General features: G+C 42.7%; 28 protein-coding genes. 26 read left to right on the forward strand and 2 right to left on the reverse strand.

The genetic code is table 11. The annotated features are described in order from the left end of the window. Positions 1-98: 98 nt before the first annotated feature. The 13 genes from AB5I83_RS20375 to AB5I83_RS20435 are packed head-to-tail and all read left to right on the forward strand — an operon-like array spanning position 99 to position 10,117. Entirely contained in the window at positions 99-1,070 is a 972-nt protein-coding gene (locus AB5I83_RS20375) for an ABC transporter substrate-binding protein (RefSeq protein ID WP_448978069.1), read from the forward strand. Beyond that, positions 1,036-1,857 carry an adenosylcobinamide amidohydrolase gene (locus tag AB5I83_RS20380; RefSeq protein ID WP_448978071.1) on the forward strand — a complete coding sequence of 274 codons (822 nt, stop codon included), beginning with the start codon at positions 1,036-1,038 and terminating at the stop codon, positions 1,855-1,857. Before AB5I83_RS20375 ends, AB5I83_RS20380 begins: the two co-directional genes overlap by 35 nt. Beyond that, positions 1,854-2,837, forward strand: coding sequence for an adenosylcobinamide-phosphate synthase CbiB (gene cbiB / locus AB5I83_RS20385; protein WP_448978133.1), 984 nt, complete (start codon positions 1,854-1,856; stop codon positions 2,835-2,837). Before AB5I83_RS20380 ends, cbiB begins: the two co-directional genes overlap by 4 nt. Continuing rightward, a complete protein-coding gene (cobD, locus tag AB5I83_RS20390; protein ID WP_448978073.1) occupies positions 2,794-3,870 on the forward strand; it encodes a threonine-phosphate decarboxylase CobD in 1,077 nt (358 codons plus the stop codon). The genes cbiB and cobD overlap by 44 nt, the downstream gene beginning before the upstream one ends. Continuing rightward, the gene (locus tag AB5I83_RS20395; RefSeq protein WP_448978074.1) at positions 3,849-4,430 is read left to right on the forward strand and encodes a bifunctional adenosylcobinamide kinase/adenosylcobinamide-phosphate guanylyltransferase; all 582 of its coding nucleotides are present in this window, start codon (positions 3,849-3,851) and stop codon (positions 4,428-4,430) included. The genes cobD and AB5I83_RS20395 overlap by 22 nt, the downstream gene beginning before the upstream one ends. Further along, a complete protein-coding gene (locus tag AB5I83_RS20400; protein ID WP_448978076.1) occupies positions 4,427-5,929 on the forward strand; it encodes a cobyric acid synthase in 1,503 nt (500 codons plus the stop codon). Before AB5I83_RS20395 ends, AB5I83_RS20400 begins: the two co-directional genes overlap by 4 nt. After that, positions 5,916-6,701 (forward strand): adenosylcobinamide-GDP ribazoletransferase, encoded by a 786-nt coding sequence (cobS, locus tag AB5I83_RS20405; RefSeq protein WP_448978078.1) that lies wholly within the window; start codon positions 5,916-5,918, stop codon positions 6,699-6,701. The genes AB5I83_RS20400 and cobS overlap by 14 nt, the downstream gene beginning before the upstream one ends. Then, a complete protein-coding gene (locus AB5I83_RS20410) occupies positions 6,659-7,288 on the forward strand; it encodes a histidine phosphatase family protein (protein WP_448978080.1) in 630 nt (209 codons plus the stop codon). The genes cobS and AB5I83_RS20410 overlap by 43 nt, the downstream gene beginning before the upstream one ends. Further along, positions 7,222-7,650 (forward strand): bifunctional adenosylcobinamide kinase/adenosylcobinamide-phosphate guanylyltransferase, encoded by a 429-nt coding sequence (locus tag AB5I83_RS20415; protein ID WP_448978082.1) that lies wholly within the window; start codon positions 7,222-7,224, stop codon positions 7,648-7,650. Before AB5I83_RS20410 ends, AB5I83_RS20415 begins: the two co-directional genes overlap by 67 nt. A 12-nt stretch (positions 7,651-7,662) precedes the next feature. After that, positions 7,663-8,259: a cob(I)yrinic acid a,c-diamide adenosyltransferase gene (locus tag AB5I83_RS20420; RefSeq protein ID WP_167830556.1), complete on the forward strand. Its 597-nt coding sequence runs from the start codon at positions 7,663-7,665 to the stop codon at positions 8,257-8,259. Next, positions 8,249-8,740, forward strand: a complete 492-nt coding sequence (locus AB5I83_RS20425) for an ECF transporter S component (protein ID WP_448978085.1) — start codon at positions 8,249-8,251, stop codon at positions 8,738-8,740. The genes AB5I83_RS20420 and AB5I83_RS20425 overlap by 11 nt, the downstream gene beginning before the upstream one ends. A gap of 39 nt (positions 8,741-8,779) precedes the next feature. Next, a complete protein-coding gene (locus AB5I83_RS20430; protein ID WP_448978087.1) occupies positions 8,780-9,499 on the forward strand; it encodes an ATP-binding protein in 720 nt (239 codons plus the stop codon). A gap of 3 nt (positions 9,500-9,502) precedes the next feature. Continuing rightward, positions 9,503-10,117: a histidine phosphatase family protein gene (locus tag AB5I83_RS20435; RefSeq protein ID WP_448978089.1), complete on the forward strand. Its 615-nt coding sequence runs from the start codon at positions 9,503-9,505 to the stop codon at positions 10,115-10,117. 150 nt (positions 10,118-10,267) lie between these two features. Here the strand turns inward: AB5I83_RS20435 and AB5I83_RS20440 are convergent, their stop codons facing one another. After that, positions 10,268-10,783 (reverse strand): NUDIX hydrolase, encoded by a 516-nt coding sequence (locus AB5I83_RS20440; RefSeq protein WP_448978091.1) that lies wholly within the window; start codon positions 10,781-10,783, stop codon positions 10,268-10,270. A 102-nt stretch (positions 10,784-10,885) separates the two neighbouring features. Between AB5I83_RS20440 and AB5I83_RS20445 the strand changes: the two genes are divergently transcribed. The 8 genes from AB5I83_RS20445 (at position 10,886) to AB5I83_RS20480 (ending at position 15,699) form a co-directional block, all read left to right on the forward strand. Next, positions 10,886-11,338, forward strand: coding sequence for an HIT family protein (locus AB5I83_RS20445; protein ID WP_448978093.1), 453 nt, complete (start codon positions 10,886-10,888; stop codon positions 11,336-11,338). After that, on the forward strand, positions 11,331-12,146 hold the full coding sequence (locus tag AB5I83_RS20450; protein ID WP_448978095.1) for a protein phosphatase 2C domain-containing protein: 816 nt from the start codon (positions 11,331-11,333) through the stop codon (positions 12,144-12,146). Before AB5I83_RS20445 ends, AB5I83_RS20450 begins: the two co-directional genes overlap by 8 nt. 145 nt (positions 12,147-12,291) lie before the next feature. Then, positions 12,292-12,768, forward strand: a complete 477-nt coding sequence (locus AB5I83_RS20455) for a glutathione peroxidase (RefSeq protein WP_448978097.1) — start codon at positions 12,292-12,294, stop codon at positions 12,766-12,768. A 21-nt stretch (positions 12,769-12,789) separates the two neighbouring features. After that, positions 12,790-13,230: a MarR family winged helix-turn-helix transcriptional regulator gene (locus tag AB5I83_RS20460; protein WP_448978099.1), complete on the forward strand. Its 441-nt coding sequence runs from the start codon at positions 12,790-12,792 to the stop codon at positions 13,228-13,230. Between the two features lie 67 nt (positions 13,231-13,297). Further along, positions 13,298-13,864, forward strand: coding sequence for a dihydrofolate reductase family protein (locus AB5I83_RS20465; RefSeq protein ID WP_448978101.1), 567 nt, complete (start codon positions 13,298-13,300; stop codon positions 13,862-13,864). Between the two features lie 283 nt (positions 13,865-14,147). Beyond that, the gene (locus tag AB5I83_RS20470; protein WP_167830571.1) at positions 14,148-14,546 is read left to right on the forward strand and encodes a cytidine deaminase; all 399 of its coding nucleotides are present in this window, start codon (positions 14,148-14,150) and stop codon (positions 14,544-14,546) included. A 482-nt stretch (positions 14,547-15,028) separates the two neighbouring features. Next, positions 15,029-15,238 carry a helix-turn-helix transcriptional regulator gene (locus tag AB5I83_RS20475; protein WP_448978103.1) on the forward strand — a complete coding sequence of 70 codons (210 nt, stop codon included), beginning with the start codon at positions 15,029-15,031 and terminating at the stop codon, positions 15,236-15,238. Beyond that, a complete protein-coding gene (locus AB5I83_RS20480; RefSeq protein WP_448978105.1) occupies positions 15,235-15,699 on the forward strand; it encodes a hypothetical protein in 465 nt (154 codons plus the stop codon). Before AB5I83_RS20475 ends, AB5I83_RS20480 begins: the two co-directional genes overlap by 4 nt. 252 nt (positions 15,700-15,951) lie before the next feature. Here the strand turns inward: AB5I83_RS20480 and AB5I83_RS20485 are convergent, their stop codons facing one another. Further along, a complete protein-coding gene (locus AB5I83_RS20485; RefSeq protein ID WP_448978107.1) occupies positions 15,952-16,800 on the reverse strand; it encodes an STAS domain-containing protein in 849 nt (282 codons plus the stop codon). 389 nt (positions 16,801-17,189) lie between these two features. Between AB5I83_RS20485 and AB5I83_RS20490 the strand changes: the two genes are divergently transcribed. From AB5I83_RS20490 to AB5I83_RS20510, 5 genes are all read left to right on the forward strand, one after another. Beyond that, complete coding sequence (locus tag AB5I83_RS20490) at positions 17,190-17,510, forward strand: PadR family transcriptional regulator (RefSeq protein ID WP_167830575.1); 321 nt, start codon at positions 17,190-17,192, stop codon at positions 17,508-17,510. Continuing rightward, entirely contained in the window at positions 17,503-18,690 is a 1,188-nt protein-coding gene (locus AB5I83_RS20495) for a DUF2812 domain-containing protein (protein WP_448978109.1), read from the forward strand. The genes AB5I83_RS20490 and AB5I83_RS20495 overlap by 8 nt, the downstream gene beginning before the upstream one ends. Positions 18,691-18,717: 27 nt before the next feature. Next, positions 18,718-18,903, forward strand: coding sequence for a hypothetical protein (locus tag AB5I83_RS20500; RefSeq protein WP_448978111.1), 186 nt, complete (start codon positions 18,718-18,720; stop codon positions 18,901-18,903). Positions 18,904-19,502: 599 nt separating this feature from the next. After that, positions 19,503-21,851: an RNA polymerase recycling motor HelD gene (helD, locus tag AB5I83_RS20505; RefSeq protein WP_448978113.1), complete on the forward strand. Its 2,349-nt coding sequence runs from the start codon at positions 19,503-19,505 to the stop codon at positions 21,849-21,851. A gap of 397 nt (positions 21,852-22,248) precedes the next feature. Continuing rightward, positions 22,249-22,779 carry an SF0329 family protein gene (locus AB5I83_RS20510; protein WP_448978135.1) on the forward strand — a complete coding sequence of 177 codons (531 nt, stop codon included), beginning with the start codon at positions 22,249-22,251 and terminating at the stop codon, positions 22,777-22,779. Positions 22,780-22,860 lie beyond the last annotated feature (81 nt).

A 22,860-nucleotide genomic window follows, 5' to 3' on the forward strand; every position in this document is an offset into this window, starting at 1 on the left:
TTTAGTTTCATAGGAAGTTTCATATTGTTTTACAACGAACAGGCAAGCCTGAGGGTCTGTAAAAAAATGTATTCAGAGAAAAATCGGAGGAATGAAAGATGAAAAAGTTAAATGCCTTATTATTTGCTTTCATGTTAACAATTGGTGCTCTGGCTGGATGTGGCAGCAATGCTGAACAGTCAAATGCAAAGGAGACAAAGAACACTGAAACGGTTCAGCAGGCAGAAGTGAAGTTCCCTGTCAGCATTAAGGATGGAACAGGGCAGGAAGTGACCATAGAATCGAAACCGGAAAAAATAGTTTCCCTGATTCCGAGCAATACGGAAATTGCCTATGGATTGGGTCTGGAAGAACAGATTGTCGGAGTTTCTGATTTTGATAATTTCCCTGAAGAAGTGGCGGAGAAAGAGAAGATTGGCGGCATGGAGTTCAATCTCGAGAAAATCATTTCTATGAAGCCTGACTTGGTTCTTGCCCATGCTTCTAGTGCACATTCGTCTGAAGCAGGACTTCAGCAGCTTAAAGACACTGGAATTACAGTGCTGGTCGTGAATGATGCGAAAACGTTCGATGAAGTATATGAATCAATCAGCATGATTGGTACAGCGTCAGGCAAAAAGGAAAAAGCTGATGCTATGATCGCAGACATGAAGAAAAAAATAGAAGAGATCAAGACAAAGGCACAGGAAATAAAAGAAGAGGACAGAAAGTCGGTATTCGTTGAGGTCTCGCCGGCGCCTGAAGTTTATGCTGCTGGAAAAAATACCTTTATTGATGAAATGCTGCAGATCATTCATGCAGAAAACACTGTTACAGAAGAGGGATGGCCTAAGCTGGATTCAGAGGCCATCATTAAAAGCAATCCTGAGGTGATTATCACGACGCACGGTTACTATACACCTGAGCCGGTGAAAAATGTTACAAGCCGTGAAGGATGGGACAAGATTACGGCGGTCAAGGAAAACCGTGTCATCGATGTTCATTCCGATAAGGTGACAAGAACGGGCCCGAGGCTGACAGAAGGAGTAGAAGAGCTTGCAAAAGCGGTTTACCCGGATGTTTTTAAATAATAAGATGAGTTCTCATATCTTGCGTACAAGCATTAAAACTAAGTCTCATACTAAGGGAGCATTGCAGGAAACAAGTTTGTTTCCTGCGGCTAGCCCAAATGATGCAATATCAGTGGAAATAGGAGAAAGCAATCTCCAAATGAGAGAAGAATTCATCTCCCTGAATTCTCCGATTCCATTAAGAACAATGTCTTCTGGAGTTGTCGGGGCGGGAACAGGATGGCACCGCAGCTTTTTGAACCGGCATGTGGACAAGAACTATGATTGCAGTGACCATCGGGAAGAAATGATCCATTATTTGCAGGAACAGGGATTCGATCCTGAACTAACGGTCGGGATGATGACTGCTGTGATGCTGGAGGATGTTTGTTTTAAGCACTATCAGGAAGAAGGGTTCTCTATATTTATCGTTGTGACGGCAGGTACCGGCAATGCGGTGGACGCATCGAAAAGCAGCGAGTATTATTCCTATGACATGTCACCAGGAACCATCAACACTTGGATCTTCGTCAACGGAGTACTGACGGAGGAAGCGTTCATCCAGAGTATAATGACAGCAACTGAAGCGAAGACAAAGGCGCTGCACGATCTGGAAATAAGGGACAAACTGTCTGGTACGGTGGCAACGGGTACATCTACTGACAGCATCATGGTTGCCTCGACCCAGCAAGGACAAAAGCTGGAATACGCCGGTACGATCACTCCTCTTGGGCGGACTATTGGCAAAGGAGTACATGAATGTACAGTAGATGCAATCAGGAACAGCAAGAAAAGGGTGAAGATATGATTCTGAACCACCTTATCGCCCTGACACTTGCTGTCATCTTTGATTGGTTTGTTGGGGATCCGCCACACTGGCCACATCCGGTGAAATGGATGGGAACTCTCATCTTCAAGTTAGACAGGGGATTGAATAGAGGCAGCGGCAGAAAAGCTAAAGGAATTGCCATGGTCGCTGCCGTCCTGCTGACAGTCGGAGGCATCGCTGTCCTGGTCACATTATTGTCTTACTACCTGCATCCATTAGCGGGAATCCTCATGGAAGCTGTGCTGATTGCGGCTGCCATTGCCCAAAAAAGCCTGAAGGAAGCAGGCCTATCAGTCTATCATCCACTTGCTGAAAATGAACTGGGAGAGGCTAGGCATAAGCTCAGCTGGATTGTTGGCCGCGACACAGAGCAGCTTCAGGAACCAGAAATTGTCCGTGCTGCTGTCGAAACGGTAGCCGAAAACACGAGCGATGGCATTACCGCTCCTCTTTTCTGGGCAATGATTGGCGGAGCTCCGCTGGCGCTTTTGTATCGGGCCATCAATACCTGTGACTCGATGGTTGGTTATAAAAACGATCAATATTTAGATTTTGGCTGGGCATCAGCGAAACTGGATGATCTGGTCAACTGGGTGCCAAGCCGGATTACATCAGTTTGTATGATCATTGCGAATCGCCCGCTTTATACGACAAGAAAAGCCGCGTGGAAGTTGGTCAGGCGCGATGCCAAAAAACACCCAAGCCCAAACAGCGGATGGGGAGAAGCTGCTGTGGCAGCCATACTCGGAGTCCAGCTCGGAGGCATCAATCATTATAAAGGGATCATTTCGGAGCGCGCCACGATGGGGGAAGCACTTGTTCTCCTTGAAAAAAATCATATTCTAGCAGTAAATAAAATTGTCACAGGTACTGTACCACTTTTTTTAACCATCCTGTGGCTTGGGGGGATTCTCTTTGAAGTGGCCTACTCATGGTGCCAATCCACACTATTTATATGAAGCAATGAATTTGCCAGTTCCGATAGAAACGCTTGATTTCAGTGCCAATATTAATCCATTAGGTCCGCCTCCTTTATTAAAAGAGAATTGGGGACAGCTCCTTGAGTCGGTCATGGAGTATCCAGACCCTCATGGAACAATTTTAAAAAGAAAAATTGCCAAAAGGGAAGGTTTGCACGAAAGCCAGGTTCTCCTTGGGAATGGCGGTGCTGAAATCATTTCACTGATCGGGCGTTTGCTTGCTGGAAAACAGTCGGTGATTGTCCAGCCCGCTTTTTCGGAATATGAAGAAGCATGCAAGGCAAATGGATGCCGGGTGGAGTATCATCAGCTGCCGGCCAACTGGGCATGGACGGGCGAGGATTTAAGTGGCAAACTCCAGCAAGCGGATGCTTTAATCCTTTGCAATCCTAATAATCCAACTGGTGCCTACTATCAAAAATCGATTATTCTTCATCTGCTGGAGGAGTGCAGAAGGAATCAATGCTTGCTGATTGTGGATGAGGCGTTTTACGACTTCCTTGCAGAATACGAATCGATCACTCCATACATAAATGAGTATCCGAATTTACTGATCATCCGTTCGATGACGAAAATGTTTGCCATACCTGGCTTGAGGCTCGGCTATTTGCTCGCAGAACCAGCTGTCATCAGGAAAATTGCACCCTTCCAGCCTCATTGGAGCACAAATGCGATTGCCCTGAAGGCAGGTGAATGGTGCCTCGAAAGTGAATCTTACATAAATGAAACCATTGCGCTGATACAACAGGAAAGACAACGGCTTTTCCGTTTTTATCAAAAGCGGAATCTGCTGGTTTCTCCATCCAGGATTAATTTTTACCTTCTGAGGGACCCATCACTTATTGACCAGTATCCATTCATGCAGTATCTCCTTAAGAGGGGAATCATTCCAAGACATACTGTGAACTTTCCTGGGCTAGAAGGAAGATGGCTGCGATTTGCCGTGAAGGGTCCTGAAGCCAACGACAAACTGATGGAGGCGGTGGAAGAATGGCTGGACAGTCGTCTTTAATTTTTATCAGCGGTGGTGTCCGCAGCGGCAAGAGCCGTTTTGCTGAAATTCTCGCGGGTAAATTGGAAGCTGAATATTCCGGACAGCTGCATTATGTCGCTGCAGGGCAGCCAAGCGATCATGAAATGAAAGAGAGAATCATGCGCCACCAACAGGATCGTGAACTCAGCGGGTTGAAATGGAGAACTTGGGAAATCCCAAGAAACCTTTCCCCGCTTTCAACCGTTCTGACGAAAAATGATATCGTCCTCTTGGATTGCCTGACCACGCTGTTGAATAATGAATTTTTCCTGGAAGATGGGCATTGGGACAATGCTGGTTTTACCGAGATGATCGTTACAAAAATTATGAATGAACTAAATCAAGTGGCTCTGCAGGCAAGAACATTCATTGTTGTCAGCAATGAAGTCCTTGGTGATGCAATAGCCGATGATGAGCTTGTATTTACTTATGCTAAGGTGTTGGGTCTCCTTCATCAAGCTCTTCTAAAAGAGGCGGATTACGCTTATCTAGTTGAAGCCGGGGTGCCGATCATGATGAAAGGAGAGGGTTCGCCATGAATGGAATCATGATACTTGGCACTGCATCTGATGTTGGAAAAAGTCTGATTGCCACTGCCATCTGCCGGGCCTATGCAAATGAGGGTGTCCGGGTAGCGCCGTTCAAGTCGCAAAATATGTCCAATAACTCATATGTTACCTTTGATGGAAAAGAGATCGGCAGAGCCCAGGGAATCCAGGCAGAGGCAGCTAGGAGCCAGGCTGAGGTTTCGATGAATCCGATTTTGCTAAAACCGAGGTCCGACCAGATTGCCGAAGTGATCTTATTTGGGAAAGTGGCTAATACCTTGTCCGGTAAAGATTACAGAGAACTATTTTACGAAAAGGGACTCGAAGCAATCCGTTCCGCGCTTGAAAAGCTTGAGCAGGAGTATGACATGCTTGTTATGGAGGGTGCTGGAAGCCCTGTGGAAATCAATTTGAAGGACCGTGAACTTGTCAACATGAAGGTAGCGGAAATCGCCGATGTTCCGGCTGTACTGGTCGCGGATATTGACAGAGGCGGGGTGTTTGCCAGTATTATCGGCACTTTGGAACTGATGGCCCCGGAAGAAAAAGCGAGAGTGAAAGGGTTGATTATCAATAAGTTCCGCGGAGACCAAACCTTGTTTGAAGATGGAGTCAAATTGCTGGAATCCAGAACGGGGATTCCGGTTCTCGGTGTACTTCCATTTCTAGAGAATCATATGATCGATGGGGAGGATTCCTTATCGATCCCAACTTCCAAGAACAGGACCGGTCTTGATATTGTAGTGATCAAGCCGCCATATATTTCAAACTTCACTGACTTGGAGCCTTTCTATCATGAGTCTGACGTGTCGCTTCGATGGGTCAGTTCGCCGGAAGACATCGGAGAACCAGACGCCGTCATCCTTCCTGGCACAAAAAGCACAATCAAGGATCTTCAATTTTTTAAAATGGCAGGCCTTTACAATTGGCTCCGCGATTATGCTGATCATGGCGGCTTTATCGCCGGGATTTGCGGAGGCTACCAAATGCTTGGCGATAAGCTCATCGACCCGTTCGGGAGTGATACGGGAACAGTTTCTTCTGTTGAAGAAGGGTTGGGGATCATTCCGGCTGTCACCACCTTTGCGAGTGTCAAAACTACCGTCAGGTCAGAAGGAAAGCTTCATCCTTCGACAGGAATTGAACTTTCTGCAGCAGGGTACGAAATCCATCTTGGCGAAACTGAAATGTATGAAGTATGCCAGCCGTTATTGTTGTTAAACGAGGGCAAAGAGGAAGGGTTTTATGGGAAAGATGGCCGCATCATCGGTACATACCTGCACCATCTTTTTCATAATGACGAATGGAGGAACCATTGGCTTAACTCCATCCGCAAGGCCAAGGGAGAGCCTGAGAGACGTCCTGTTTATGTCAGCAGGCTTAAGGACCAGAAGTACGATGAATTGGCCGACCATCTGAAGGCCCATCTCGACTGGAACAAGCTGAAAGAAATATCGGAACAGTGGGGAAGCCGTCATGAAATGGTTTAAGGGTCTCCTGATCAATCTGCAATTCTTCTCCACGGTCCCGATTCCTTTGGAGCTTCCAATGGACCGAAAGCATCTACAAAGTGCCATCCAAACATTTCCCTTACTTGGGCTTTTGCAAGGTGGCATTTACGCGAGCATCCTTTTTGCCATTGTAGAGTGGACTCCATTTTCTGCTCTGACCGCTGCTTTTGCACTTTGGATTGTGTCGATTCTATTAACTGGAGGAATCCATCTTGACGGCTGGATCGATTCAAGCGATGCCTATTTTTCTTATCGGGATCAAGATAAACGTTTGGAAATCATGAAAGATCCAAGGACAGGAGCGTTTGGTGTCTTGTCTGTTATCGTTTTGTTGAGTACAAAGTTTTTCTTTCTATACGAGATTGTCAGCATGTTGCACAGTGCTACTTATCTGCTAGCAATTGCTATTCCATTTCTCAGCAAAATAGTGATGGGAATTTTGCTCGTGACGGTGAGGCCTGCAAAAAACGAAGGTCTTGGGGCAATGTTTCACCATGCTTCATCAAAAAAGATCTTGTGGGTATACCCTGTTTATCTCGTAGGCTTAGGTGTGGTTCTTCTTTCTAGCGGTTCATATCTTGGTATGGCCAGCTATCTCCTTGCCGTCATGATCATTGTCCTCTTCCTTAAGAAAAAGGTATTCGAATGGTTTGGAGGGATGACGGGAGATACGCTTGGAGCCAGTGTCGAATTGACGGAGGTGATATTGTGGATGACCTTGTGGCTATTGCATTATTTCGCCATGGGATGACAATTGAGAATGAACGTCAAGCATATCTTGGCTGGTCTGATTCACCTTTAGTGGCTGATCAGCTTCTACCTGAGATTCAGGACTGCTTTGAACATATTTATACTAGTGACCTTGGAAGGTGCAAAGAAACTGCGAAGGTTCTCTTTCCTAAAAAGATGCCCGAAGTTTTGCCTGATCTGCGAGAAATTCACTTTGGCGACTGGGAGGGCAAAACGTATGAACAGCTGAAGAACGAGGACAGGTATAAAAAGTGGCTCTCACGGCCTTTCAAAGAATCTCCGCCAAATGGGGAATCTTTTGATGATTTTACCTGCCGGGTGAAGAATGCTTGGGAGAAAATTAGCCGGAGTGTCATTGAACATCAAACTCAGTCAGCTGCAGTGGTGACCCATGGGGGAGTGATCCGCTATTTGTTGACGCAGTATGCTCCTGAAGAGAGAGATTTTTGGGATTGGAGAATTCCGTATGGCCGAGGCTATCAATTAACCTGGAGCAGAGAAGGTCTAAGGAGGAAAGAACGGTGCATTTCGTTACAGGAGGTGCCTTTAATGGCAAATCAGAGTGGGTCAGGAAGCAATATCATTTAGATGATCTTGAGCATTCTTGGTATTCAGCATATAAAGGGGATGAAATCCCTGAACTGACGGACAAGCAAATCATTGTATTGGAAGGTATTGAAGTGTGGATTCGGCAAATGGCCCAGAATATCCAGGCAGATGTGAGCCGCCAAGAATGGCTGTCAATTAGCCAAAAGTGGATGAAATGGGAAAGCGGTGATCAGCAGCGTAAGATAGTGTTGATTGGAAGTGATATTTCGAAAGGAATCGTCCCCATGGCAGCTGAAGATCGCGTGTGGCGAGACACTACTGGATGGGTATACCAGGACCTCGTCTCAAACGCTGACCGGGTGGACGTGATCTGGTACGGAATCAGTCAAAAATTAAAATAAAGGGGTATGGATATGAGACTATATACAAGAACAGGTGATAAAGGGAAAACGAGCATTATCGGAGGCCGGGTGGAAAAAGATGATATTCGGGTCGAAGCGTACGGAACCGTCGATGAAGTAAACTGCTTTGTTGGCCAGGCTGTTACCCAGCTGGATCCATCCATTTTTGCGGATATTCTGGACGATCTCGAAAAGATCCAGCATGAACTGTTCGATTGCGGCGGGGATTTGGCGAATGTAACAAAGAGCCGGGAACTTAAGCTGACAAAGGAATCAGTTGATTACCTTGAAAAGAAAATTGATGAGCTAATTGCCGAAGCTCCAAAGCTTGAGAGATTCATATTGCCCGGAGGAGCACCTGCTTCCGCTTCAATCCATCTTGCCCGTACGGTTACTAGAAGGGCTGAAAGATTAGTTGTTTCATTGTTGAAAGCTGACCCAGAAGTTTCCGAAACAGCTTTACAATTCTTGAATCGATTGTCGGACTATTTCTTTGCTCTTGCAAGGGTAATCAACTCCAGGCTCAATATGCAGGATGTTGAATACGTTCGAAGTGCAAAGGTGTTCAGGGAGGGAAAACGCAAGGAGGCGAAACAGGGTGAAGAATAAGAAACGATCCTGGTTGGCCATGTTCATCGCCCTTTCAGCGGCAGGCGCATTTATCAAGATTCCAGCAATGATAGGGAGTGTAGCTTTAGATGCATTGCCTGCCTTGATGGCAGCAGGCCTTTTGGGAGGCCCTGCAGGAGCAGCGGTCGGCGGAATTGGCCATCTGTTATCGTCCATCGTTGCGGGAATGCCGCTTGGCCCTTTTCATTTCCTGGTTGCTTGTGAAATGGCACTGCTTGTTTATTTGTTCGCGTTGCTATATAGAAGCGGTAAACGGTGGCAAGCAGGTGTCCTATTTATCATGGGCAACAGCTTCGCCGCCCCGCTACCGTTTATGATATTAATGGGAAAGTCATTTTACTTAGCGATCGTGCCATCTTTATTTGTCGGTTCAATTTTAAATACCGTGCTTGCTTTTATTGTTTTGCCAAGGGTCGTCAGAGTGCTTGGTGACAGACTTCCACTTTCGAAACAGGCATGAGCAGAACTAAATGATGGGCAGCTGGGAGGATAACCGCAAGTGAGAGATATTTTAATGATCCCTTTGAATGAAGTAGAAAACCTGGTGATAGCCAGTGACAATAGCGGCAGCATTGGAATGAAGGATGGTGATAGTGTTCGGGTTCCGTATAAGACCGTCGCATACTATTCTTTCAGAGTTGCTGTCATGGAGTGCATAAGTGCCGGTGCTGAGCCATTTGCGACAGTTGTCCAAAACTTTTGCGGCGAAGAAGCCTGGAAAGAGCTATTACAAGGTATTGAACACGGAACTCGTGAGCTTGGCAGGGTGGACATAAGGATCACCGGGAGCACAGAGAGCAATTTTGTGTTAAACCAATCTGCTGTAGGCCTTACCGTACTGGGAAAAAGAAAGGCAAATATGAGGAACAATAAGCTGATTTATGACGCCCAAACACGAATAGCTGTCATTGGCTTCCCTCTGGTTGGGACAGAGGTAATCGAAAAGCAAGAACAGGTTGTGCCATTGAAGGTTTTTATGGAGGTTAGCAGCCTGGAAGAAGTGGTCACGATTCCTGTTGGCTCGAGGGGAATTCTTCACGAGCTGAATACTTTGTTGGAGAATAAAACATTTACTGAAGAAAATGTAAATACAACACTTCCACTCTTAAAATCTTCCGGTCCATCGACCTGCTTTGTGGCCGTTTTTCCGGAAGAAATGCTGCAAAAATTAAAATCGATTTGTGGCCGCTATCTTCATGAAATCAACTACTTGGGGTGAAACATGCTTCATTTATATGTAATCAGACATGGTGAAACAGAATGGAATAAAGAAAAAAGAAGCCAGGGCCGTCTGGATTCGTCCCTTACGGATAAAGGAAAAGCAGATGCCCGCTCACTGGGAGCCAGGCTTAAGGATACAGAGTTCCGACAGATTCTATCTTCTCCCAGCGGAAGGACACTGGAAACAGCCAGGCTAGTGAAAGGGGAAAGGATGATTCCCTTGTTCACCGATGAAAGGCTCATGGAAATCCATTTAGGGTCGTGGCAAGGAAAAACCGAGAACGAAATAAAATCTCTCTATCCAGAAGAATTCGAGGCATACTGGAACGAACCTGAAGAATATAAAAGCGTTGGAGGGGAATCATTTTTACAGGTCCAGCAAAGACTAGTGGAGTTTTTGGAGGACCTGGAGAAAAACGTGAGAGATGGCAATGTCCTCATTGTGACACATGGCGTTGTGATGAAGAATTTATACTTACTGTGCAGAAATTCTTCATTAAAACACCTATGGGAGCCACCATTTATACATGGTACAAGCTTGACAATCATAAAATTGGATTCTGGAAAAAAAGAACTTCAACTTGAAGCTTGTATTTCTCACTGTTCATCATACTGACCTACCTAGTAGAGGGTGTAAACTATTATTTTTTCCTACTTAGATCTGGGTATGACTATTAATTGAAGACCCGACCAATCCTAAGTGCTTATTTGGTTGTTATTGATACCTGTAAAAGCAAATGGCTTATACGGGTATCTTTTTAGTTTATCAATAAAATGACTGCATCTCGTTCAATTGTTTTAATACAAAGGTTTCCCGCTTCAACCAGCTATTTTGTTCAAATTTATCTATTAGACCTTCATTTTGCGTGATGGCTTCTTCGAGTGTAACCCATTTGGGCGTAAAATCCAGTATGGCCTCGTATTCATCTAATTGCAGCTCATCTTTTGCTTCTGTTACGAGATCACAAAGGTAGTAGTGTGATGTCATTCGAAATAATGCATCCTGTTCGAAAACATCTTTTTTCCGTTCGATGATTGTGCCAATCTTGTCCGTGACAACGCAATGGATGTAGCCAGTTTCTTCTCGAACCTCACGTTTTAAACACTCCTCATGGTTTTCGTTCTTTTCAACTCCGCCACCGGGAAATTTGAAATCTCCTCTATTCGATTGAACCAGTAGAATATGGTTATTCTTCCTAATAACCGCTCTGACTGCAACTCTCTCGATGGTAGTTTTATAGTTATCCATATTAAGTTCTTCTATTGTCGTATTGAAGTTCATGTTGTTTTTCGCCTCCTTACATCGTTAAAACCTTTTAGAAAATTATACCAATATTTCTATAATTGTATTATACTTTTAAAAAGCAAAAAGGGTGGGGTTTCTGTGAACGATTGTTTTATCTGCAATAAGCATAGTGGCACGATCCAGACTTCTGGTGTAAAAATTTACGAGGACGATTTTGTCTATGTTGGTCATATTGATCGGAATGGGAACCCGAACTATTTAGGTCATATTATGATTGATTTAAAAAGGCATGTTCCGACACTTGGAGAGATGAATATGGAGGAAGCGAAAGTATTCGGCATGATGATGGCTAAAGTGAGTAAGGCTCTCATGGAAAGCGAGGGTGCTGAACATATCTATTCTTTTGTGGCAGGGGATGCGGTGCCACATCTTCATATGCACCTGGTTCCTCGCTATCCAGGCACTCCTAAGGAACATTGGGGTCCGAATGCTGTGTATGATTGGGATGGTGCGCCCATGGGTGACAATGATGATGTGATTGCTCTTTGTGCTCGCATCAAGACCTATTTAGAGAATCATCCCAATGGCTAAGCAGGGCGAAGAGTTTAGTTGGGTAGGGAGCCAGGAACACTTTGTTGACACGCCAAACGTTTTTCAGCTTGGCAACATCGTGGTTGGGCGTTATGGAGGCAATTCAAGTGCTGGCCAGTATAAAAATGAAGATGGATGTCTGGTGTGGTTCAATGAGCAGCAAGACTGGGAGTTTGCGATTCTTCTGGATGCCCATCATACTGCAGAAAGTGCAGAGTTGATTATTAAGCTTTTCGAAAATGCGGAGACTGAAGTAAAACATCTTTTGTCTTTACCGGCGGAACATCAGACTTTTAAAAAGATTGAAAAAAAGGTATTAAGCTTATTTTTATCAGAAGAATTCCTGTCAGCTTGCCGAAATGTTACAGGAGAGACGGCTTGTTTAATTGTCAGCCGCAAGGATCAGTATGTATGGTGGTTCTCGGTGGGAGACTGTGTGCTCTATTTATTCCATCAGGAACTCGCTGCGCTGTGCCAGTATCAGTTGAACCAAAGACAATTTTATGAATGGATCGGTGAAGTCAATACGTTTGAATTGGACGTTCCTTGTTATAGCGTCGGCATAAGGGAGCTCAGGACAGGAAAAAATCGTCTTTTTCTCACGACAGATGGGTTGATTGAATGCCCAAATGAACCCTACGCAAACCCTGCCAGCATTTATCATTCCTTTGCTGATCCTGAAGAGGATGAAAGAGTGGTCACTTCAATGTTGGAGAATATCAAGAATCACCATGTCAGGGACAGTACGACGATCATTACCTGGAAGGTGGATGTTTCCAAGGAAGCTGCACGGCCGAGTGATCAATAATTCCATAGAAGCACTTAATATATTTCTCACTGGCACAGGGGCAACCCTGTGTTTTTTTACGTGGGTTTTAAGCTTTGCAGAAAATCTATATATCTGATACGATTTAATCGTACACGATTTAATTTTCCCGGAGGAGTGACTATAAATGAAAACTGTTTATGATTTTACGGTAAAAAAGCCAAATGGACAGGAACAAAGTTTAAGAAATTATGAAGGAAAACCAATGTTGATTGTCAATACTGCTAGTAAATGTGGCTTGACGCCTCAGTTTAAAGGTCTTCAGGAAGTGTATGACGAATACCAGGAGCAAGGTTTGGAGATTTTAGGTTTCCCATGCGGCCAGTTCAATGACCAGGAGTTTGATAACATCGAGGAAACAACTGAGTTTTGCCAGTTGAACTATGGTGTGTCATTTCCAATGTTCGCGAAGATCGATGTGAATGGCGCGAATGCTGATCCGCTTTTTGCTTTTTTAAAAGAACAAAAGGGCGGATTGCTGACGAAGGATATCAAATGGAATTTCACAAAGTTCCTTGTTGACCGAAATGGCCAGGTGGTAAAACGTTATGCACCAACTACTGAGCCAGAAAAAATCAAGAACGACCTTGAAAAATTACTCTAAGCATTGTGAAGGATGAGTCACTTGAATGATTTTTTAACATTGGAAAATCAGTTGTGCTTTGCGGTCTATGACGCGGGAAGCCAGTTCACCAAACTTTATACAAAAGCGCTGGATTCATTCGGGCTTACCTATCCGCAATATTTAGCCTTATTGGCTCTTTGGGAGAAAGATGGGCTTACACTTAAGGAGCTCGGCGGAAGGTTAAATCTCGGCACAGGCACTTTAACTCCGATGATCAAACGGATGGAAGCCAATGGATGGGTGAAAAGGGAGCGTACGACTGAGGATGAACGGAAGGTTTCCATCACCCTTCTCTCAAAAGCGATTGAACAAAAGGAAGAAATCGTTCAGAAGATTGCCTCAGAATTGAAGCTTTGTAATATTGAGTACGAAGAGTATGAGCAATTGATGAAGCAGTTACGTGTTTTGCGGGGGAAATTGAATTTGTATAATAGGTCTTGAGAACGAAGGACAATAGTGCAACAAGATAACGTCTCCGATGTTATTCGAACTAAAGGAGGATAAATATATGGTCAATTCCGACAGACCAAGAAGGATACTTTTAGATTTAGCAGTTACTTTAGATGGATTTATCGAAGGTCCTGAAGGGGAAGTGGACTGGTGCATTATGGATCCGGATATGGACTTCAAGAACTTCTTACAACAAATAGATGCTATTCTATATGGTAGAAAAAGTTATGATTTATGGGGTAAGTATAAACCTGATTCTGACGTTTCTGATACAGAAAATGAAATTTGGGAATTGGTCCATAGTAAAGAGAAATATGTTTTTTCAAGAACTCAAAATAGGTCAGAAAATAACGTGACATTTATTAGTGAAAATATTGAGAATGAAATAACCAAATTAAAGAATATGCCTGGTAAAGATATTTGGCTTTATGGTGGATCGAGTCTTATAACAACGTTTATAAACTTAGGACTTGTAGATGAAATTAGATTATCTGTTCACCCAATTATTTTAGGTGAAGGAAAACCCCTTTTTATTGACATTAAGCAAAGAGTGAATCTAAATTTAGTTGAAACAAAAAGGTTTTCCTCTGGGGTAGTTCAACTATGCTATCAACTTAATCAGTAGTACAAAAGGGCGCTATCATTAAAGATGAAGTAATAGTAAAAAAACGCAACGGTACTGTTATATGATATTTCTTTCCCTATTCTAGTTCTTATAAAAATGTTTTGACTGGAAAAAGAAACCGTTCCTTTTTGCCTTAAGCTTTTTGTTTTCAAGAATCAATTAATTCACCGAATTTTCATTGACAATAAATCAGCAAAGATATTATATTAGAAGTCCTGCCAACTTTTCGTTGGCGTAAAGGGGACTGTGAAAAGTTCATTCTTATGGGAAAGGGAATGATGAAATGAATAAAGAACAATTAGTGGAAAGTGCGCGTCAGACGAAAAAGAATGCGTATGCGCCTTATTCCAAATTTCCTGTTGGGGCAGCTTTGCTGCTGAAAGATGGTACCGTTTACAACGGAGTGAACGTTGAGAATGTATCATTCGGTGCGACAAATTGCGCTGAGAGAACGGCTATTTTTACAGCAGTGGCGAACGGTTACAAAAAGGGTGACTTCGCGGCGATCGCCGTTTCTGGCGATACAGCTGACTTCCTGCCGCCTTGCAGCATCTGCAGGCAGGTGATGGCCGAATTCTTTTCACCAGACATGCCGGTGTACCTGACGAATGACAAAAAAGAGATCCGGGAATTGGCATTGAAAGAATTACTGCCATATGCCTTCACGGACTTAGATATGTAATGGATACTGGAAAGTTTGAGAGCATGTTTTGATGATTCCATCAGGACGTGCTCTTTATTTTTTTAGCTGCTGTAAGATTCCACAGTGTTTGAAAATAAACGGAGAAATTCCGATTAAATCTTACAAGTCGCTTATTTTCATAAAAATAAGGGAAGTTTTTCCGGTTATTTCATCGAAAACCTTGTATTTTAGCTTATTTAAACGAGTTAACCGGAATAAGTCCGCTTATTTCGGCTTAAAAAGCACCTCCACCTACAATAGCCGGAAATTCTCCGCTAATAAATCAGCGGGGGAGTGGTCAATCCCTTTTATTTGTAAAGTAGGCTTTACAAAATGTAAAGTACAGTATACAATTGGATTATCAGATAAATTGGAGGATATAGAAGTTGGGCTTTTTTTTAGCTTGAAATGTATGGTTGGCTTTACAAAATGTAAAGTCGAGTATGCATTTTTTATTGTGAAAGGTATGGTGTTTGAGGCTAATGGGACTTACCAATCGTGTTAAAGAATTGAGAGCGAAGCATCGTTATACGCAGAACGATTTGGCTGAGAGGGTTGACGTGACAAGACAGACGATTGTTGCTCTAGAGAAGGGGAGCTATATACCGTCCTTGTTACTGGCAATGAAAATTGGCCGTGTGTTTCAGCTGCCAATTGAAGAGATCTTTTTTATGGAGGATGAGGGGAAATGAATCAAAAATTTCTAATGTCAGTCGGAATATTTGTTTTGTTTGGATGGGGGATGGTTGCTTTTTATTATGCGCAGATGGATTTTGCAGAAGTGTTGAAGAATCCAGAGCCACCCTGGGAAGTGACGATCAATGCGACTCCTATATTTGCCGCCTTAGTGATCGGTGGAATTTTGTCAGCCATTTTGTTTATGAAGAGCAAAAAGAAAAACAAATCCATTGCCAAGGCTTTCTTTCTGCCGCCTGAGTTTGAGGAAAGTGACGAGAGAGAACAAGAGATTACGGCAAAAGCTTGCAGAACTTCCTATGTCACGATGTGGTACACATTCCCGATCCTTACGGCGCTTATGCTAATCTATCCATTCATCTCAGAAACCGTTCCTTATTATCCAGTCATTATCATCATGATGTTTCCGCTTGTCCAATCCACTGCCTATTTCCTTTCATGGAAAAAACATTATTAATAAGCCGTTTGAACAGTTACTGAGAAGCAATGTTTCGTAAATCAATTACAGCAGCTTTTTTTTGAAAAATTACGGTTTGGAGTAAACGTAGTTAGTTGCGAGGAATTGATATGTAACAGAAGTGGAGCATATTCTGATCGTTTTTCAGAATATGCTCCTTTCGATTTAATAGGGAAGTCTCGACAAGGGTTTGTTCTCACTCTGTGAATAACTGGGGTAAAGAAATAAGAAATTCATCCATTTTTTTTTATTTTAAAAAGTGCTCACTTGCTTGAAGCCTAGGTCTGATAAAGCTTTTTCTAATGAACTGCTGATTTTTGTTATATTAAAATCCAATCCTATACGGGTAATGGTTTGTGCAATTGCAGGCCGGATCCCTGTAATAATGATTTCTACACCTATTAGTTTTAATGTATTCACAATTTGGAAGAGAGAATTGGCGACGACACTGTCTATCATTGAAACTCCTGAAAGGTCAATGATAAAATATTTCAGTTTCAGCCTGATCGATTCATTAACGGAAACCTGCATGATCATTTTTGCCCGATCGTTATCGATGGAGCCGATCACTGGCAAGACGGCAATTCCAGAAGAAATAGGAACAACAGGAGCAGACAGTTCTTTTAATTCTGTAAATGCTGATTTTACACGCTCAATGTTATGTTTCTCGTGAACCTCTCCAGTAATTCTAAAGATCGAATCAATCAGTTTGTCGAATATATCCGTTATTTTGACCATCGTGTTGCAGGAAATTCGATTCTGCTCTAATTCCTCGGTGAATATTTCCCAAATGACCAGGCGGAAAAGTGAAATGATCCTTAAAGTTACCGTTAAAGATACGCCATATCGAACGGTTTGGTTCGCAACTTCTCTTGCCCATTTAGCTACAGATCGATATGCTTCTTCTTGATTTTTATATAATGCTTTCCCAAAATAACCTATTAATTGAGATCTATACTCCATATATTCTGACTCCGGCATTTTAAATTTTTCAAAGTGCTCTGAAGTATATTTGGGAATATTTTCACCGAATAATCTAGCAAGCTCATGTCGGTGATCGTAGATTTTCTTCCCTATGAATTCAAACTCTTCTTTTGACATGGTGTACCATCTCCTCGCATGGAAATTCTTGTACCTCGGGTTCCTTTTACAGATTGTAGCAATGAAATTGTTTATCAGGTGAAAATGGAAAATCAGCAATTGGATGAAGAGGTGAAGAATAAGTATTAAATCTCATGAGGATTTTTGAAGATTCTGAATGCTCTCTACACACTAACATAAATACCCAGTTATTGCGAGAGAAACTTCTAGGCGTTTATTTGAGGTGGATCCAGCAAAAATCTCGATAGGTCTTTAGCGTGGGTTCTTTTTCCTTGCTCATTTTTCTATACAGCAGGAAAGTTTTGTTATAATATTATGTTACACGATATATCGTCATACATAATAACGAGAGACATAATAATACATTTAGGATTGAAGGGGTGTTTTGGATGGCGTATTCTGGTGGACCGATGACGGAAGCGATGTACTATGTGCTTCTTGCGTTGATGCGGCCGAATCATGGATACCAGCTTATGCATGCGATTACAGAGGTCTCGAACGGCCGGCTGAATATGGGTCCCGGTACGCTTTACGGAGTCCTTTCACGGATGCAAAAGGATGGCTTAATTTCATTAGCCGAAAATGATGGCAGAAGGAAGACTTATGAAATCACGCTGGAAGGAAAACAAGCTCTACAGGTAGAGTATGACCGGCTGAAAGCACTGATCCAAGACAGCTGGATTTTAGAGGAGGATGCTCGAAATGAATAGATGGGTCTATAAGCTTCGCCCCAGTGATTTTTGGCGGATAGGAGAGCATGAAAGCTGGTTTACTGATATGGCGGCCAGGGGACTTTATTTGAAAAAGATGGGCATCCATTTTGCCAGGTTCGAACAGGGCGAACCGCGGGATATGAAGTACAGAATTGATGTATCCACGATGAAAAGGATTCCTGGTGAGCAAATTGAGATGTATTGTGAAAGTGGATGGGATTATGTGACCAGTTATGGTCAGTTCCACGTATTTTCATCACCGGCCGAGGAGGATGCACCGGAACTTCATACCGATCCAGCTGAACAGGCTTATACCCTAAGGGAATTGGATAAAAAGCTGGCGTGGAATGCGGGTAGTGCTATTATTGGCATGGTATTGATGTTCGGGATGATGGCATCCATTTGGTTCCTTGATGGTACGCCAACATACGTCATGGTAGATGGCTCGATGATAACGCAGACGCTATTAACGATTTTCATTGCGTATACTGCCTATCATTCATTACGTGCCGCTTTATCGATCCGGGATGTGCGCAAAAGACTAGTCGAAGGGAAACCGATCGACCATCATGCTTCATGGAAAAAACATCACCGAATCCATACGGCAGCTGCTTTTCTTTTTACAGTGGTGGTGGGACTGAGTGCCATCATTCCGTTTGCGCAGCTTGCGAAAATGGAGACAAATACCTTACCAGAAGGAAGCGTGGACCTGCCGATTGTCAGGTTGGCAGATGTAGAAAATGACCCTGACATGATAAGGGCAGAAGCCGAATATATGAGTGACAATGTGGATTGGGGCAATCGACTTTCTTCTGAATGGAGTCCTTTAGCACCCGTTCAATATGAATCAGATGAAAGCGGTGTGGTTCCCGGGAAGCTGTGGGAAGATCTCAGCGGAGAATATTCACCAGCCATCCATACAGAATATTACCAGCTCAGGTTTCCTGGGATGGCGGAAAACCTGGTTTCCGATTTAGTGGAACGATATCGTTATGATAACAGCCTGGATAATTATGTTGAAAAGATACACACTGATTTGGATTTATTGATTGTGCATGCTGAAGAGGGGATGAAAGAGGTATTTGCTGCTCATGGTGATGCAGTCATGTATGTGCGTTATCATGGGGATGCGGATGTCAGCACGGTAATCGAAAATGTAGTGGAAAAGATTCGTTGATTTTTAGATTGATAGGAGGGGATATGGTTGAAAGTTAATGCGACCTACCTTATGCGATTGGCAGCGCTGATTATCTTAATCTTTGGAGGCACTTTGGTCATTGTCTATTCCCAAACGGGTGAAGTATTAATGGATCAGGTTATTGGAACTTCTATTGGAGTGGTATTGTTGATCGCAAGTTTCATTTGGAGAATGGTTAAGAGAGCTGAATAATGGTTTGAGGAATGTGGTGGAAGGAATCAATTCGGAGGTGATATTTACCGGGTTTACTTTCTTGGACTGAAACGGGGGACATATCCGGCTTATATGTTCCCGGTTTTTTGCTCATAGTCAGAAAAGGGGAACATATCAGCCTTTTATGTGCCCGGTAGTCTCCTCATGGTCAGAGACCGGGAACATTTCCAAATACGAAAACTAATGTGAGTATATCGGATTAGGATAAGGGGTTAGAGACTTTTGCAATAATTCTTATTGCTGTTTGGTTTTGTGGTGGGGGTATTCATTCTGTTTTTTTTTACCGATCATTGCGAAGGATTTACTACATAAGAGCACCAAACAGAATGAAATGATCATTAAGCTTTTGGAGAAAAGATTGTTAGAGAAGAAGAAAGATAATCAAAAAAAGAGCAGTATTTTCGTATGAAACGAAAAATACTGCTCTTTTTCATATTGAAAAGAATAGAAACCTATGGTAACTTTATATAGATATGCATTGTTTGATTAAATTAAAATATAATTATCCTTATTTTAATTATACAATGCAATACAATCGGTAGTCAACTCTTTTATCAAAAAAATTTAGGGGTGTTGCTATGAGTTTGAATCTTCAGGGTGAGCAAAAGCGGTTGGACAGTGTGATGGAGGCCATTACGGACGAACTCCTCAGAGTGGAAGAAGAAACTTCAAGGCGTAAAAATGAAGTCGTCCACATCCGGAAACATTTTTGGGATGAGGTGAAGGTTAATACGGACACTTTTGATGATTTTCTTGAAACGATCATTGGCTTGAGGCAAGAAACGCAAGCTTTGTCGGTAAGCCAAAGTACACATAGACACTCTTCCAAGCGTTTGGCCACGCTACGCCGCATGAAGGAGATCCCTTATTTTGGCCGGATTGATTTTACGGAAGATGGTTCTTCCGCTCCGGAACAAATCTATATTGGGGTTTCCTCGCTTACCGATGCTGAGCGTGAAAATTTCTTGATCTATGACTGGAGGGCTCCGATCTCAAGTGTTTATTACGATTACCAGCCTGGACCGGCGAAATATCAAACCCCGGAAGGGACTATCGATGGCCATCTCGAGAAAAAGTGGCAATATCTCATCCGCGGCGGCGTTTTACAGTCGATGTTCGATACGAGCCTGACGATTGGGGACGAAATCTTGCAGCAGGTGCTTGGCAAAGGCACGGATAAACATATGCATAATATCGTTGCGACGATCCAGCAGGAGCAGAATCGGATCATCCGCCATGACACCGGCAGGCTGCTAATTGTTCATGGTGCAGCTGGAAGTGGAAAGACATCGGCTGCCATGCAGCGAATTGCCTATTTGCTCTATAAATACAGGGACCAACTGAATGCAGATCAAATTATCCTTTTCTCTCCGAATACAATGTTCAGCAGCTATGTATCGAATGTCTTGCCGGAACTAGGTGAGGAGAATATGCAGCAGGCAACCTTCCAGGAATATCTGGATCATCGGCTAGGCAAAGACTTTGACGTTGAGAATCCATATGAACAACTGGAGTATGTTTTAACAGCTAAGGATGATGAGTCGTATAAAGCCAGGGTAGCAGGCATCCAATTCAAAGCATCCATTCCATTTTTTGAAGCGATACAATCCTACAGGAAGTCACTCGAAGCGTCTGGCATGGTCTTTAAGAATATTCGTTTTAGAGGAGAGGCTATTGTCACTTCACAGCAAATTGAAAATCGTTTTTACAGCAGCGATCCTTCGTTCCGTTTTCATGGCCGTCTTGAAAAATTAAGGGATTGGCTTTTAAAGGAAATGGATGAGGCTGAGAAGGTTGAACGAGATCAAGCATGGGTCCAAGAAGAAATCGAACTGCTTAGTGATGAGGAGTACCATAAAGCACATGCCTATCTTGCGAAAAAAAGGGGATTCACAGGAGAATCGATACATGATTATGAAATCGAGGCTGATGCATTGGCCCGCCTGATTGTTAGACGGAAGTTTAATCCTTTGCGTAAAATGATCAAAGCTTATCGCTTCATTAACATCAAGGGAATCTACAAGCAGCTTTTTACCGGTAGCAATCAATTAGAGCGAGTACCAGAGGAATGGCAGGAAATTTGTTTAGACACTGTAAAGATGCTCGAGGATGGGAAGCTTTATTATGAGGATGCCACTCCGTTTCTGCTTTTAAAAGAGCTGATACTGGGTTTTCAGATCAATAGTTCGATTAAACACATCGTGGTGGATGAGGCACAGGATTATTCGCCTTTTCAATTTGAGTTTTTGAAGCGATTATTTCCAGCCGCGAAAATGACCGTGCTCGGCGATTTTAACCAGGCAATCTTCGCGCATGCCAGTGAAATGGTTGATTTTCACACACTCACCAGCCTATATGGGCAGGATAAAACAGAAGTGATCAACATGTCACGGAGTTACAGATCCACAAAACCGATCATTGAATTTACACGTTCACTCGTGCCGAACGGGGAAGGAATCATCCCTTTTGAACGGGACGGTGAGCGACCTGTGCTGACTCAGGTGAGGAATCACGATGAACTGCATCGAAGGATTGCTGACAAAGTTGAAGAATTGCGGAGCTTAGGTTTCCATAGTATTGCGATCATCTGTAAATCGGCTGGGGAAAGTTTGAGTGCATACAAAGCCCTTTCAGGCATTGAAGGAATCAACCTCCTTAAGAGCGGATCGCTTGAATACGAACAAGGAGTAGTGGTGATCCCGTCCTATTTGTCTAAAGGAATCGAATTCGATGCCGTGATTATTTATGATGGCTCGGAGAATGTGTACGCTGATGAAAGTCTGCTCAGAGTGTTTTATACCGCCTGCACACGAGCGATGCATTATTTACAGCTTTACTGTGTAGGAGAACCTAGTCCGTTTTTGCGAAAAGGGTTGAGAGAAGGGTTGATTGAAGCGGAATCTTTTCAAAATGGAGTTGAACAGTGATTTTTGGGAAAGAACGTTTAAAGGTTCGGAACAAACTCCTGGACGATAATGCGTTTTCCGTCACTGATGATCTACTAAATTGTTGCCTTAATGGTTTTGAGATACCGGCGGGTGAAGGTGAAATAATCATTGGGAATTAGGAACATTATACAACCTGGTAATGATTCTGTTTTCGAGTACAAAATCTTAATTAATACTCTAGCTAGCAGTCCAATTTGCAAATGCATTGGACTGTTTCTTTTTTGTCATTGAAGAGTTTTAGTCGGGTAAAAGGTTTAGGGGGCGAATCAAATGCAATCGTTATGAAAAATAGGGAGTTGTTGAGAGTTTATTATAGTGTGATTGGATATATATGTTAAAATTAGGTTTGGTTATTACAGTTATTAGAGAGGGTGAAATTTTGGGGAATCAACAATGGAGCAAGGTAAAGAAGAAGTTAGATAGTTTTAAATGTGATTCTTTAAAAGATAGAGTTCAGTTTACGGTAACCAACTACAGAAGGGCTCATGATCAATTGGGGAGAGCTTTTATTACCGTTGATAAAAAGGAAGTACTCAATATGTGTACAATTACCTCAGAGATGGCTTTAATTTCAAGAGAATATGAAATAAAAAGAGAAAAACAGATTCCTTATACGGATTGGAGCCGAAATTTAGATATATGGGAAGAAGCACACGACTGGGTTTTGGACGAAGGAATTTTTGCTCAATATGACTTTTTTGATTCTGTCGAGCAATACTTTCAACAGCCTATTCATGAATCACTGAAATCCAATAACATGCTGATAAAAATAATTGCCCTGATAGATAGACGTGTAGGGAAAAGGACTTTAGTTAAAATGAAAGAGTCAGTTCTTAATGAGAAAAAAATTGTACAGTTCTTTTATAAATTGCGATGTGAAACTGAGGGAATAAGGATTGCTAATTAGGATTTGTTAGAAACTTGGTCAAATTGGTTATTCATTGTTAGCAATATATAAAAATTACTGATAAATCGGAGAAAAAGATGC

The organism is Mesobacillus sp. LC4 (assembly GCF_053543455.1).